At 70.4% G+C, this 12,899-nt stretch carries 10 protein-coding genes; 6 read left to right on the top strand and 4 right to left on the bottom strand.

The annotated features are described in order from the left end of the window. The first annotated feature begins 54 nt into the window (after nucleotides 1-54). On the top strand, nucleotides 55-1,227 hold the full coding sequence (locus KGD87_RS15305; protein WP_284668151.1) for a thiolase family protein: 1,173 nt from the start codon (nucleotides 55-57) through the stop codon (nucleotides 1,225-1,227). A 74-nt stretch (nucleotides 1,228-1,301) separates the two neighbouring features. Here the strand turns inward: KGD87_RS15305 and KGD87_RS15300 are convergent, their stop codons facing one another. After that, the gene (locus KGD87_RS15300) at nucleotides 1,302-3,233 is read right to left on the bottom strand and encodes a MutS-related protein (protein ID WP_502888026.1); all 1,932 of its coding nucleotides are present in this window, start codon (nucleotides 3,231-3,233) and stop codon (nucleotides 1,302-1,304) included. Between the two features lie 79 nt (nucleotides 3,234-3,312). Here KGD87_RS15300 and KGD87_RS15295 point away from each other — a divergent pair, with 79 nt between their 5' ends. After that, on the top strand, nucleotides 3,313-4,407 hold the full coding sequence (locus KGD87_RS15295) for a vWA domain-containing protein (protein ID WP_284668150.1): 1,095 nt from the start codon (nucleotides 3,313-3,315) through the stop codon (nucleotides 4,405-4,407). 13 nt (nucleotides 4,408-4,420) lie between these two features. Here the strand turns inward: KGD87_RS15295 and KGD87_RS15290 are convergent, their stop codons facing one another. Further along, entirely contained in the window at nucleotides 4,421-6,142 is a 1,722-nt protein-coding gene (locus KGD87_RS15290) for a HEAT repeat domain-containing protein (RefSeq protein ID WP_284668149.1), read from the bottom strand. A gap of 156 nt (nucleotides 6,143-6,298) precedes the next feature. Here KGD87_RS15290 and KGD87_RS15285 point away from each other — a divergent pair, with 156 nt between their 5' ends. Next, nucleotides 6,299-7,069, top strand: coding sequence for a metallophosphoesterase family protein (locus KGD87_RS15285; protein WP_284668148.1), 771 nt, complete (start codon nucleotides 6,299-6,301; stop codon nucleotides 7,067-7,069). Beyond that, a complete protein-coding gene (locus KGD87_RS15280) occupies nucleotides 7,069-7,665 on the top strand; it encodes a hypothetical protein (RefSeq protein ID WP_284668147.1) in 597 nt (198 codons plus the stop codon). The genes KGD87_RS15285 and KGD87_RS15280 overlap by 1 nt, the downstream gene beginning before the upstream one ends. 45 nt (nucleotides 7,666-7,710) lie before the next feature. On the opposite strand, the gene KGD87_RS15275 is transcribed toward KGD87_RS15280, so the two are convergent. Next, the gene (locus KGD87_RS15275; protein WP_350102546.1) at nucleotides 7,711-9,606 is read right to left on the bottom strand and encodes a sulfatase-like hydrolase/transferase; all 1,896 of its coding nucleotides are present in this window, start codon (nucleotides 9,604-9,606) and stop codon (nucleotides 7,711-7,713) included. A 95-nt stretch (nucleotides 9,607-9,701) separates the two neighbouring features. Here KGD87_RS15275 and KGD87_RS15270 point away from each other — a divergent pair, with 95 nt between their 5' ends. Together KGD87_RS15270 and KGD87_RS15265 are read left to right on the top strand one after the other, a co-directional pair. Beyond that, nucleotides 9,702-10,622 carry a LysR family transcriptional regulator gene (locus tag KGD87_RS15270; RefSeq protein ID WP_284668145.1) on the top strand — a complete coding sequence of 307 codons (921 nt, stop codon included), beginning with the start codon at nucleotides 9,702-9,704 and terminating at the stop codon, nucleotides 10,620-10,622. Nucleotides 10,623-10,722: 100 nt separating this feature from the next. Then, nucleotides 10,723-12,297 (top strand): aromatic amino acid hydroxylase, encoded by a 1,575-nt coding sequence (locus KGD87_RS15265; RefSeq protein ID WP_284668144.1) that lies wholly within the window; start codon nucleotides 10,723-10,725, stop codon nucleotides 12,295-12,297. Nucleotide 12,298: 1 nt separating this feature from the next. On the opposite strand, the gene KGD87_RS15260 is transcribed toward KGD87_RS15265, so the two are convergent. Next, nucleotides 12,299-12,877 (bottom strand): SMI1/KNR4 family protein, encoded by a 579-nt coding sequence (locus KGD87_RS15260; RefSeq protein ID WP_284668143.1) that lies wholly within the window; start codon nucleotides 12,875-12,877, stop codon nucleotides 12,299-12,301. Nucleotides 12,878-12,899: the final 22 nt, after the last annotated feature.

Below are 12,899 nucleotides of genomic sequence, written 5' to 3'. Positions count from 1 at the left end.
TGAACCTGAGATTCGCTGACTGCCCGGGTGCCCCCCGGGCAAGGAGACATCAAAATGGCTGGTCGAGTCGTGATTGCCAGCGCGGTCCGCACGCCCTTCACCCGCGCCCACAAGGGAGAGTTCAAGGACACCCGGCCGGATACCCTGGCCGCTGTCGCCATCAAGGAGGCCGTTGCCCAGGTCCCCGGCCTGAAGCCGGAGGACATCGGTGACGTCGTCCTGGGCTGTGCCATGCCGGAGGCCGAGCAGGGCATGAACGTGGCCCGCGTGGCCACGCTGCTGGCGGGCCTGCCCGTCACGGTGCCCGCGATGACCATCAACCGGTTCTGTTCCTCCGGTTCGCAGGCCATCGCCCAGGTGGCCCAGGCCATCCAGGCGGGGATGTACGACGTGGGCATCGGTGGTGGCACCGAGTCCATGACGATGGTCCCCATGGGCGGCAACAAGGCGAGCGCCAACCCCGAGGCCATGGAGCGCCTGCCGGAGATCTACACCTCCATGGGCGCCACCGCGGAGAACATCGCGTCGCGCTACGGCGTGTCGCGTGAGGACTCGGACAAGTTCGCCGCCGAGAGCCAGCGCCGCGCCGCCACCGCGCGCGAGCAGGGCAAGTTCAACGAGGAGATCGTCCCCGTCACCACGACGTACTACGACGACGACGGCGCGGCGAAGGAAGTCACCGTCACCGTGGACACCATCCTCCGCCCTGAGACGACGCAGGAGGGCCTGGCCAAGCTGCGCCCGGCCTTCAACCCCAAGGGCGTGGTGACGGCCGGCAACGCGTCGCCGCTGACGGACGGCGCCGCCGCCGCGGTGGTGATGAGCGAGGCCAAGGCGAAGGAGCTGGGCGTCAAGCCGCTGGGCTACTTCGTGGACGCCGCGGTGGCGGGCGTGCCCCCGGAAATCATGGGCATTGGCCCGGTTCCCGCCGTCCGCAAGCTGCTGGAGAAGAACAAGCTCAAGGTCGAGGACATCGACGTCTTCGAGCTGAACGAGGCCTTCGGCGCGCAGGCGCTGTACTGCGTGCGCGAGCTGGGCATCCCCGCCGACAAGGTGAACCCCAACGGCGGCGCCATCGCCCTGGGTCACCCGCTGGGCGTCTCCGGCGCGCGCATGGTGGCCACCATCCTGCGCGAGCTGAAGCGCCGCAACGGCCGCTACGGCGTCGTCTCCATGTGCATCGGCGGCGGCATGGGCTTCGCGGCCCTCATCGAGGCGCCCAGGTAGTCACCGCTTCGGCGTGAGCCGCTGCTTCAAGCGCGGGCCTCGGGGGAAACCCCGGGGCCCGCGTCGTTGCGGGCTCAGCGCGCCGCCGCGGCTTCGTCCGGGTCGTCCACGGGGACGCCCGCCAGGCGCAGCACGCGCAGGGCGTTGGTGGTGTCCACCACGCCCTGGCGCAGCTTGTAGTCGAACAGCATCTTCCCGGCCTCCAGGTGGTCCCGGAAGTGGACGTTGACGACGTGCGCGCCCGGCTCGTCCGCGAGCACCGCCAGGGACAAGTCATGCGTCGTCACCGCGCCAATGGCGCCGGTGCCCAGCAGCAGGCGCAGCACCTCGCGCGAGGCAATCTGCCGCTCGCGGGTGTTCGTCCCCAGGAGGATTTCGTCCAGGAGGAACAGCACCTGCCCGTGCGCGGCCTGTGCCGCGTCCAGCACCGCTTTGATTCGCTGCACCTCCGCGTAGAAATAGGAGACGCCGCGCTCCAGCGAGTCCTTCACCCGCATGCTGGTGAGCGTCTGGAGCGGTGACAGACGGAAGCGCGTCGCGCTCACCGGCGCGCCGGCCAACGCCAGCACCACGTTGGCGCCCACCGCGCGCATCAGCGTCGTCTTGCCGCTCATGTTGGAGCCGGTGATGAGCAGCGCGTGCCGGGGGCCGGGCAGGGACACGTCGTTGGGGACCGGCGCGTCCAGCAGCGGGTGGCCCAGCGCCGTGGCCTCCACGCACGGGCCACTGGCGGCCATGACGGGCCAGGTGAAGTCCGGCCGGTCATGCGCGAGTCCCGCGACGCAGGACAGGGCCTCCAGCTCGGCCAGGGCCTCGAACCACTGACGCAGCTGCTTGCCGTGGGCCTCGCGCCAGCGCTCCAGCGCGAAGTGCGCGTGGATGTCCCAGAGCGTGAGCCAGTGAATCAGGGGGTGGAACTGGTGGCGCTTGAACTCGATGAAGGAGAACAGCCGGCTGAAGCGCTTGAAGTGCTCGGACACGGGCGGCTGGCCGGGCTGCTGGAGGCCGGACTGCAGCGTCTTCAGGCGCGGGTGCTCGAAGCGCTGGGCCTCCACGCGCTCGAAGATGGGGGCGTAGCGCACGAAGCCGCGCTCACCCACCTCCACGCCCTCGTCCATGACCCTCAACGGGCGGCGGGTGATGACGGCCACGCCCAGCTGCGCCGCAAGCCCCACCCAGAAGGCGGACTCCGGCAGCACCTCGAGCTTGCCCAGGACGTAGACGGCCAGCGTCACCAGGGGCAGCACCACCGCCACCGGCTTCGCCCAGCGGATGGCGTTCAGCTGCGGCCCCAGCTCCGCCCACTGGATGAACAGCGCCGGGTCCGCCTTCTCGCGCGAGGCGTCCCGCGCATCCACGCAGAGGTCCTGACGGAAGTCCAGGTTGGGCGCCAGCTCACGCGCGGCGCCCTGTCTGGCTTCGACCTCCGGGGCGGAAGCGGGGGTGGAGAGCCACGCCGCCAGCCGCTCCTCTCCGGCGCGCGTGGCCGTCTCGTTGAGGAGCTGGAAGAGGCTTCCCTGGCCGAAGACGTCCAGGTCCGGGGTGTACAGGTGGCTGGGGGACAGGAAGCGCTCCCCGCGCTCGGTGAAGTCGTGCCAGCCGGGCCCCAGTCGCGCCAGTCCGCGCTCGTTGAGCGTCACGTACAGCTTCGCTCGGGCTTCGCGGCGGAAGACCTGGTGGTGGAGGATGGCGAGCACGCCGTAGAGCACCAGCGCGGCGGCGCTGGCCCACCACCACACCTTGGGCAGACGCCCCGCCAGCACGAAGCCCGCGAAGCCGGCCGCGGCCAGGAAGGCGAGTGTTCGTAAATTGGCGTAGCGGGCGCTCACGCGGTCCAGGGCGGTCAGCTCCGCCTGCGCGGCGGCGCGGCGCTCGGTGTACGTACGATGCGGGGATGGGGGCTCGGCGGTGGCGGACACGATGGGCACGCATGCTGCGGTCGCGCGGCGTCCAGGGCAAGCGGCAGGTGCGATTGCGTGACGACGGGTCGACGAAGGCCCGTCCATTCCCCCGGTTCCAGGCCCGTTTCATGTCAGACCCGGCGCGTAGATTTGCCTTTGTCGGCGGTCACGAGGGGGCACCGGAATGAGCACGTCAGTCATTGATAACCGCGTCGAAGTCGTCTTCAGCTTTGACACCACCGGCAGCATGTATCCGTGCCTGGCGCAGGTGCGGAAGAAGCTGCGGGGCACGGTGTCCCGGTTGATGAAGGAGATTCCGGGCATCCGCATCGGCATCATCGCTCACGGGGACTACTGCGACGCGGGCTCCACGTATGTCACCAAGCTGCTGGACCTGACGGACGACGAGGGCGCCGTCGTCCGCTTCGTGGACCGCGTGGAGCAGACGGGCGGGGGCGACGCGCCCGAATGCTACGAGTTCGTGCTGCGGCAGGCGCAAAGCCTGTCCTGGACGGTCGGGTACACGCGGGCGCTGGTATTGATTGGTGACGACGTGCCCCACGGGCCTTCGCGGAATCCCCACCAGTTGGATTGGCGCAAGGAGGTGGCCGCGCTGGGGCGGATGGGCGTGCCGGTGTATGGCGTGCAAGCCCTGGCGCGCCGCCACGCGACGGCCTTCTACAAGGAGCTGGCGGAGAAGTCGGGCGGCTTCCACCTGAGCCTGGACCAGTTCGCCCACGTCACCGACCTGCTGCTGGCCGTCTGCTACAAGCAGTCCTCGGACGCGCAGCTCCAGTCGTTTGAGCAGGAAGTTGCGCGCGAGGGCCGCATGAGCCGCGGCCTCGATGTGATGTTCAGCACCATGCTCCAGCGCACGGCGCCGCCCCTCCATGGCGAGGCGGACCTGCGCGCGGTGCCTCCGGGCCGCTTCCAGGTGCTGGATGTGGACCGGACCCAACCCATCAAGGACTTCGTTCAGGAGAACGGCCTGGGCTTCAAGACGGGGCGGGGCTTCTACGAGTTCACCAAGACGGAGACCATCCAGGGCCGGAAGGAGGTGGTGCTCATGGACCGCAAGACGGGTGACCTCTACAGCGGGGAGCGGGCCCGGGAGATGCTCGGACTGCCGCCCGGGGAGACGGTCCGCATCCGGCCCGCCAGCCTGGAGAAGTACGTCGTCTTCGTGCAGAGCACCTCGGCCAACCGGAAGCTGATGGGCGGCTCGAAGTTCCTCTACGAGGTCGAGGACTGGGAGGGTGCCCGGTCCGCCGCGGCGTAGCGGCCGTGTTGCGTCAGTGGCTGTCGCCCCTCCCTGAGTCCGCTTCGGTGGGCTGCCTGAAGTACAGGGTCCGTGGCGCGTCCGCGCCCGTGAGGACGTCCCGGGTCAGCTCCAGGCGGAAGGAGCGCGGCACGTCGTTGGAGGCGGGTGGCGCGGGGGTGACGGTGAAGGCCGTGCTTCGCTCGGGCGCGCCCTCGGGGCGGATGTGGAGGTGGTCTCCGATGGCGGTGTACTGGAAGACGTGGAGGCGGCTGGCGGTGTCCAGGTGCTCCAGGTGTCCGCCTTCGTAGAAGTAGACGCGCTCCGTGGCGGGGTGGCGTTCGGGGGACGTCAGCCACTCGGCCACGCTCTGGCCTGTCCGCGCCGGGTCGAAGAGGTGGCGCTCGGCGGGGGAGGCCGCTTGCGTGAGGTTCTCTGCTGCGCCCTGCTGTTGTTCGAGCGCCGTGGCGAGCTCCCGCAGGACCGCTGAATCCCGTTCGGTGGCTTGATGGGCGCGCAGGGCTTGAAGGGCCTCTGGGCTGGCGTCGCGGCCCAGGGTTCGCACGGCCATCCGCCGGACCTCGGGCGCTGCGTCCTCAAGCGCGAGCAGAAGGGCGCGGTGGCCCACTTGTTGGCTGCTGTTCGCCAGGGCCAGGGCGATGGCCATCCGCACCTCGGCGTCGGGCTCGTCGCGCAGTCGCGCCATCAGCACAGGGGTTGCGTCCTGGGGCGCGGCATCCGAGGCCCAGGCCGAGACAGCGGCGCGTCGAACTCGCGGGGCCGCGCCCGACAGCTCCTTGCGAAGGGCCTCCCAGGCCTCGTGTCCACCGAGTCTGCCCAGCGCGGTGACGAGGTCGGCCCGTTCATCCTCGTCTCGCGTCCGGGCCAGCATCTCCAGCAGTGAGTCCGTCGCTCCGATGCAGCCGAGCTCCCCGGTGGCGAGGATGGCACGTCTCCGGAGTGACGACTCGGGCGCCTCCAGGAGCCGGACAACGGGGTCGCACGCGCTCGCGTCTCCACGCAGGACGAGTGCCTGGAGTGCCTGTTCCCGGACCTGCGCCGTGGACGCCGCGGAAAGCAGCGGCACGAAGACGCTGGCGGGAACCCGCGGACGGCGGGACAGCGCGCGGAGGGCTTCGAGCCGCACAACGTCGGCGGCATCCATGAGGGCCTGCACGAGGAGTCCATCCGTCGCCTCGCCTTCCCGCGCGAGCAGGGCCACGGCAGCGGCTCTGGTGGTGGCCTCCGAGGAGGCCAGGCCCAGGCGGGCCAGGGACTCGGCTTCAGGGAGCCGCAGGCGCTGCGCGGTGGCGAGCGCGCTTCGCTTCTCCTCCTCCGGCGCACGTTCGAAGCGCTCGCGGAAGAGGGCGCCCGCGGCCGCCGGGTCCATCCTCGCGAGCGAGTCCATGACGGCGAGCTGCACGGAGGGCTCGGCAGCGTTCAGGGCTTCCTGGAGGCCCTGCCAGTCCGTGTCGTCCCGCGAACGGGCCAGCGCCCGAGCCGCCATGGCCCGAACCGGCGCCGCTTCGTCATGCAGCGCGAGCCGGGCCAGCCCAAACGCATCAGGCGTGGCCAGCTCCCGAAGCGCACGCAAGGCCGTCATCTTCTCGGCAGGTGTGCCTGAGCGCAGCACGTCCCTGACGGTGTGCATGACGTCCACGCGCGCGCACAGCGCAGCGAGGTCTTCCTGCGTGCTCCCGGAGGGCTTTCCAGCCGCCCACCGCAGCAGCTCCAATGTCGACAGAGGTGCGCTCACGACACCGCCGTCACACGCGAGGCGAGGTGGGCGCCGGTGGCATCCCGAGTCCCGTTCATATGGCGCGTGAGAATGGCTGCTCCTTGTCGCCGCGCGCTCCGAAACCCGGCGGCGCATTCCGTGGAAGCATATGGAGGCCGACGTTAGCGTGCGTGCGTGCGCGTCTGGGTGACATTGCTGCTGGTGTGCGCGGGCTGTGGCGCCTTCGAGTTCCACCCCTATGAGCTCCGGGGGACCCACCGGGACTTGCATGCCCGCTCATTGGAGCGGCTGCTCGGAGCGGAACCGAAGCAGGCCTTTCGCTTCGCGGTGGTGGGCGACATGCAGTTGTTCCTGGATGACTCCGCGGCGGCGATGCGGGACCTGGAGCAGCGCGGCGTCGACTTCGTGGTGCAGATGGGCGACCTGACGGAGTTCGGCAGCACGCAGGAGTACGAGTGGGGCGTCGAGCTGCTGTCCCGCTTGAAGGTCCCGTTCTTCGTGGTCATGGGCAACCATGACGCGCTGGGCATGGGGCAGAAGCTCTACCGGCGCACCTTCGGGCCGGAGTCCTTCTCCTTCACGTATTCGGGCACCCGCTTCGTCTTCTTCGACTCCAACTCCCGCGAGTACGGCTTCCCGGGCGACATCCCGGACCTGCAGTGGCTGAAGACGGCGCTCGCGCCGGAGCCCGCGGTGCACAACACCTTCACCTTCTCCCACGTGCCTCCTGGGAACGGGGACTTTGACGATGCGCTCGTCGAGCCCCTGGTGAAGCTGCAGCAGAAGCAGGGCGTCGCCATCTCCTTCCACGGCCACGTCCACCAGTACCACGACGTCCAGGCGCACGGTGTCCGGTACGTCACCACCGATTCGATGAAGGGCCGGAGCTACCTCTGGGTGGACGTCGATGGCGCCTCGGTGCAGGTGCGGAGGGCCACCTTCTGATGGCCGCGCACGGGGGGCTCCGAGCCTCGCTGCTGGCGGCGTTGCTGTTGGCGGCGCGGGAGGCCCGGTCGGCGCCGGCGCACGAGGCGTCACCCTGGTACGTGCCCGACCATGCGGCGATGCAGCTCGCGGGCTCCATCGGCTTTCTCTCCGCGGGGCCGGGCTGGAGCTTTCGCGACGACACCGTGGAGACCGCGCTGCTGGTGGGCTGGGCGCCGCCCGCGTTGGCGGGGGAGGACTTCCTCACCTTCACGCTGAAGGGGCAGTGGCGGCCCTTCCGGCTCGCCGCGGCGGGGTGGGCCGTCCGCCCGCTCATGGTGGGCGCGATGCTCAGCTACACGGTGGGCGACGACTACTTCGCGGGCCTGCCCAGCCGCTACGAGCGGGGCTACTACTGGTTCCGCACCGCCCTCCGCCCCGCGCTGTTGCTGGGGGCCAGCGCGGGGCGCCCGGTGGAGGCGCTGAACCTGCGGCTCGTGGAGGGGTACTTCGAGCTCGTCGCCACCGACTACCGGCTGGTGCAGTTCGTCCGCAATCCCGCCACGGTGAATGTCGAACTCTTCACGCTCGCCCTGGGTGTGAAGCTCCGGTTCTGAAGCGGCGCGTGCGAGCGCCGCCCCGGGGCCTGTGACGAGGCGCCGTCAGTGCATGTCCGTGGCCGTGGCGGCATCGGGAAGCGTCGTCTCCGACGTCCCTCTCAACCGGCGGAGGATGTGCGGGGCCTCGGCCGCGAGGCGCTCCTTGCCATCGGCCAGGGGCCGGTCCCTCAGGTCGGTGATGACGGTGCCGGGCCGCCCCGCGCCGAAGTGGACCTTCAGCTCCTGGCTGATGAGCGCGTAGCGCGCCTCCCAGCCCACGGTGGTGAGGAGGTAGCGCCGCGGGTCCGGTCTCGTCATGGGGATGCCGTCACCCAGCATCGCCGGGCTGTGCGTGTCTCCCAGCAGGTCGAAGAGCGTGGAGACCACGTCGATGTGGCCGGTGACGGCGTTGACCTGGCCCACGGGAAGCTGCTCGTCGAACACGAGCATGGGCACGTGGAGCTGGGAGGCCGTCACGTCGCTGGCATGGCCCACGCGGCCGTGCTCGCGGAACTCCTCGCCATGGTCGCCGGTGAAGAGAATCAGCGGACGCGTGCCGCGCAGAGACTCGATGCGCGCCAGCAGCTCCTCGACCTTGGTGTCCACCTCGTAGGCCGCGTTCCACGCGCGGGCCTTGAGATGCTCGGGGGGCACGCGCGCCGTGGAGAGCCCGCCCTTGCCATTCCATGCGGGCGAGAAGACGGCGGAGCGCGGCGGGTAGTCGTAGTCGAAGTGCGTGCCGGCGAAGAACACGAACAGGAACAATGGCGTGTCCTGGGGCGTGGCCTCCACGGCCGCCAGCGCGTCGCGGACCATGGCCTCGTCCCGCGCGTGGCTGCGGCCCGTGTAGTCCGTGCGCAGGCCTCCCTTCACGTCTCGGAAGACGGTGTCCTTGAGGCCCATCCAGTCCACGGAGGACGCGGCGAAGAAGGACTGCTGGTAGCCGTTGTGGGCCAGGGCGGGGAAGAGGAGGGGCGCGCGGCCCGCGCCCACCACGGCATTGCGGCGCTGGGCCTCCAGCCCGAAGAACATGCTGAACAGCGAGTAGTCCGTGGAGCTGGCCGCGCTGTGGTGATGAAGGAAGCGCGTGCCGCTCCGCGCCCTGCGCCACAGGTTCGGCATGACGTCGGCGGTGAAGAAGTCGTCACGCAGGCTCTCCACCAGCACGACGACGATGTCGGGACGGCGGGTGAAGCGCACCGACGCCGGGTCGATGCTCGCCGCGGGCACGCCCGCCTCGGGGCTCACGCCCAGGCGCAGGCCGGACGCGGGCGCCTTGCCGGTGACGCGCGTGAGGAAGGTGTTCATCCGCACCGGTGCCTGGAGGGGCAGGGTGGTGGTGGCGTGCTGAACGGCGCCGCCATGGGCGAAGACGAGGGACGCGCTGACCAGTCGCTCGGTGGTGCAAAGGGCCGCCATCATCACCACCGTGCGCGCCACCCGGCGAGGGCCAAAGCCCCGGCGCAGGAACCAGATGCCCGCCGCCGTGTCGAGCGTGAGGGTGGCGACCATCGCCGCGGCCAGCAGCGCCAGCTCCGAAGAAGACAGCCCCGTCTCCGCCAGGGCGTGCGGCTGGAGCGCCACCGCCAGCACCAGGCCGTTGATGTGGAAGCCCAGCGAGTCGAGCACCAAGGCGTCCAGCCCGAGCAGCACGCCGCCCACCGCCGTCAGCAACGGGAGCGCGAAGCGGTAGCGGTGCCCGAGCAGCAACGCCAGGGGCAGGGTTCCAACGAAGGCCACCAGCCCCAGGAACAGCGCCTGGGCGAAGCTCCCCGCGAGCAGGAGGGGACGCAGCCCCGGCGCCAGCCGCTCCACGGCCACCCGCAGCGCGCCGCCGAAGTACATCAAGGCGACGAGCCCGTGGAGCAGGCACCACGTCAGCGCGGTGCTCAGGTAGGGCCGCGCTGCTTCGAAGCGCTGAAGAGAATTGGCGACCGCGGTGGACGCCGCGTCAGACATCCGTGACATTGGGCGGTGCAGATATTCTGGATACCGGAATTTCGCAAGCCTCAATGAAGTTCGGCGGCGCGTCCCGCTGATGGCGGCGTGCGAGGATGCCGCGCATGCCTCCGCGCAAGCTCGTCCGGCATCTGGTCTGGTTGGAGTCCTTCGCCGCCGCCGTGGAGGCGGGCAGCATCGAGGCCGCCGCCGAGCACCTGGGCGTGGCGCGCTCGGTGGTGAGCGAGCACGTCCGCGCGCTGGAGCTGGCGCTGGCGGATGGCGCACCGTTGTTGGAGCGCGGGCCCGGACGTCGCCTGCAGCTCACCGCTCGGGGGGAGCGGCTCTTCGCGGGCACCCAGACGCCGCTGCATCAACTGGACATGAAGCGGCTGCGTGACCTGGCCAGCGCCGAGCCCGTGGTGCGCCTGGGCCTCAACCCGACGCTGTCCTTGTCCCTGGTGGGCGACGTGGCGCGGGACGCCGCCGCCGCGGACCTCAAGCTGGTGCTCAGCTTCGGCGGGCCCCATGAGCTGACGCGCCAGGTGCAGACGCGGCAGCTCGACCTGGCGCTCGACTTCACGCCCCTGCCCACCCATGAAGGCGTGGAGTCGGAGTCGCTGCTGCGCATGTCCTTCGTGGTGCTCGCCGGGCCGGACAACGCGCTCACGCGGCAGGCCGCGGCCCGCAAGTCGCTGCGCGTGAAGGACCTGGAGGGGCAGCGCTTCGTGGACTGGCTGCGCGATGACCCCTACGGCGGCGCCAACAGCGCCCGCTTCGCCGCCCACGGCGTGACGGTGGAGGAGGTGGGGCGCGCGGAGAGCTTCCTCCTCCTCTATGAGCTGCTGCGCGCGTTCCGCGCCTGCGCCATCACTCCGGACCTGCGCCCCATGCACCCGTTTCCGCCAGACCTCCACGCGTGGCCCCTTTTGGAAGAGGAGCCCCAGGCCGTGGAGGTGGTCGCCTTGTGGCCCTCCGGCGCGCTCAGCCCCGGCGCCCGTCTGGTGCTGGACGGACTTCGCCGCCCGTCAGGCTAGTTCGACGCTAAAACGACGAAGATGTCGATTTATGTCGGATTTCCGTTCGACCGAAGAAGGGATATCTTCAAAGACTAGAAGATTCTGCCCGGGGTGAACGATGACGACTTCCACGGAACGGACGATTGCTCGCCTGCCTGCGCATCTGCGTCGCTACGTGGTGGGCCAGGACTACGCGGCGTACACGTCGCGGGACCAGGCCGTCTGGCGGAACATCCTGGGCTCCCTGAGGGGCCACCTGGCGGACAAGGCGCACCCCGTCTACCTGGAGGGCCTGGAGGCCACGGGCATCGGCTCGGAGTGCATCCCCAGTCTGGATGAGATGAATGACAAGCTCGCGGGCCTGGGGTGGGCCTGTGTGGGGGTGCGCGGCTTCATTCCGCCCGCCGTCTTCACGGAGCTCCAGGCGATGGGCGTCCTGGCGATTGCCGCGGACATCCGCACCCACGAGCACATCGAATACACGCCGGCGCCGGACATCGTCCATGAGAGCGCCGGGCACGCGCCCATCATCGCCAACCGCCGCTACGCGGAGTACCTCAAGGCGTGCGGGCTGGTGGGGTTCAAGGCCATTGCCAGCGTGGAGGACCAGGCCGTCTTCGAGGCCATCCGGAACCTGTCGGTGGTGAAGGAGGACCCGGACGCCAGCGAGGAGGAAGCGGCGCACGCGCAAACCCGGCTGGAGGCCGCCAGCGCGAGCCGCCGCTACGTCAGTGAGAGCACCCGGGCCAGCCGCCTGTACTGGTGGACGGCGGAGTACGGCCTCATCGGGAGCGTGGCGTCGCCGCGCATCTACGGCGCGGGGCTGCTGTCCAGCATTGGCGAGGCGCAGCACTGCCTGACGCCGGCGGTGAAGAAGCTGCCGCTGAGCGTGGCCTGCGCGGACATGGACTACGACATCACCCGCATGCAGCCGCAGCTCTTCGTGGCGCGGGACTTCGAGCACCTGTTCGAGGTGCTGGCGGAGTTCGAGTCCACGCTTTCGTGGAAGCGGGGCGGCGACTTCGGCCTGACGGAGGCGCTGCGCGCGCGGACCGTCAACCACCTGGTGCTGGCGGATGGCCGCGAGGTGACGGGCCGGGTGCTGGAGCTGCTGGCCGCGCCGCGCGCGGTGGCGCCGGGCCTGGGCACCGCGCTCGTCTGCATGGAGGGGCCCATCATGGCTTCGCGTGGCGGACGCTCCCTGGACGACAAGCCGTGGAGCGGGCCGGCGCTGGTGGCGTTCGGCGCGGGGGCGCTGCCGGAGCGCGGGCCCTTCAAGCTGTCGCTGGAGAGCGGGCTGGAGCTGGAGGGCTTCGCCACGGACGGCGGTCAGGTGCTGGCGCTGCGCGGCCGGCTGGCGGGGCGCGAGCTGGCGCTGCCCGCGGTGGCGAAGCTCTTTGTCAGCACGCACCTGTCCTCGGTGGCGGGCGGGCCTTCGGACCCGGAGACGTGGGATTGCTGGTACGGCGAGCTGAGCGCCTTCGCGGCGGGCGACGGCGAGGAGAAGGCCCGCACGCGCAAGGCCCTGGCGCTGCACCCGGCGCTGGCCGCGCTCTACCGCGAGGTCCGGAAGATGCGGGAGACGCACGCCGTGAAGCCGGAGCGGCTGAGCCAGATTGCCGCGGCCGCAACGGACTTCCCGGACGACTGGCTGCTGCGCGCCGAGGTGGAGGAGCTGCGCCGCCGCGTCTGAGTCAGCGCCCCCAGTCCTTCTCCTCCAGGCCCTCCCGGAGGACCCAGCGCAGGTGCTCGTCGAAGTCGAAGGTGCAGCCCGAGACGTCGGGCGCTTCGTCCAGCAGCCACGTCGCCAGCTCGAAGTCGTCGTGGCGCGCCGGGAAGATGAGCGGCCCGGTGTCGCGACGCAGCCCCGTGTCGAAGTAGTAGTAGTCGCTCACGTTCGTGGCGGCGACGTACTGGAAGGGGATGAGCCGCTCGCGGAGCTTCTTCTCGAGGATGGCGGCCTCCAGCTCATCCTCGTTGTCGCCGAAGCAGCCCTCCTCGATGGTCTCCCTGGACCACTGGAGCGCCTCCAGCAACTCGGTGGGATTCAACATCCGGGCCCGGTCGTGTCCCTGCCAGTCCACCGCGGACAGCAGGCCGTGCCGGGAGACGAAGTCGAGGTAGGGCGGGGGAAGCAACGCGCCCACCGCGGCCTCCAACCTGTGGAGGTCCTGGGTGGCCACCGGTGTCAGCGACACGGACCGGAGTGGGAGCTTCGTCTCGTGCTTCAGCCGCTCCTGGAGCGCGAGGATGGAGTCAATGGCGCCGGACATGCACGCCATCCTAACGCACACG

This window comes from Myxococcus sp. SDU36 (genome assembly GCF_030168875.1).
Lineage (GTDB): Bacteria > Myxococcota > Myxococcia > Myxococcales > Myxococcaceae > Myxococcus > Myxococcus vastator.
This window is presented reverse-complemented; position numbering and strand designations above follow the sequence as displayed.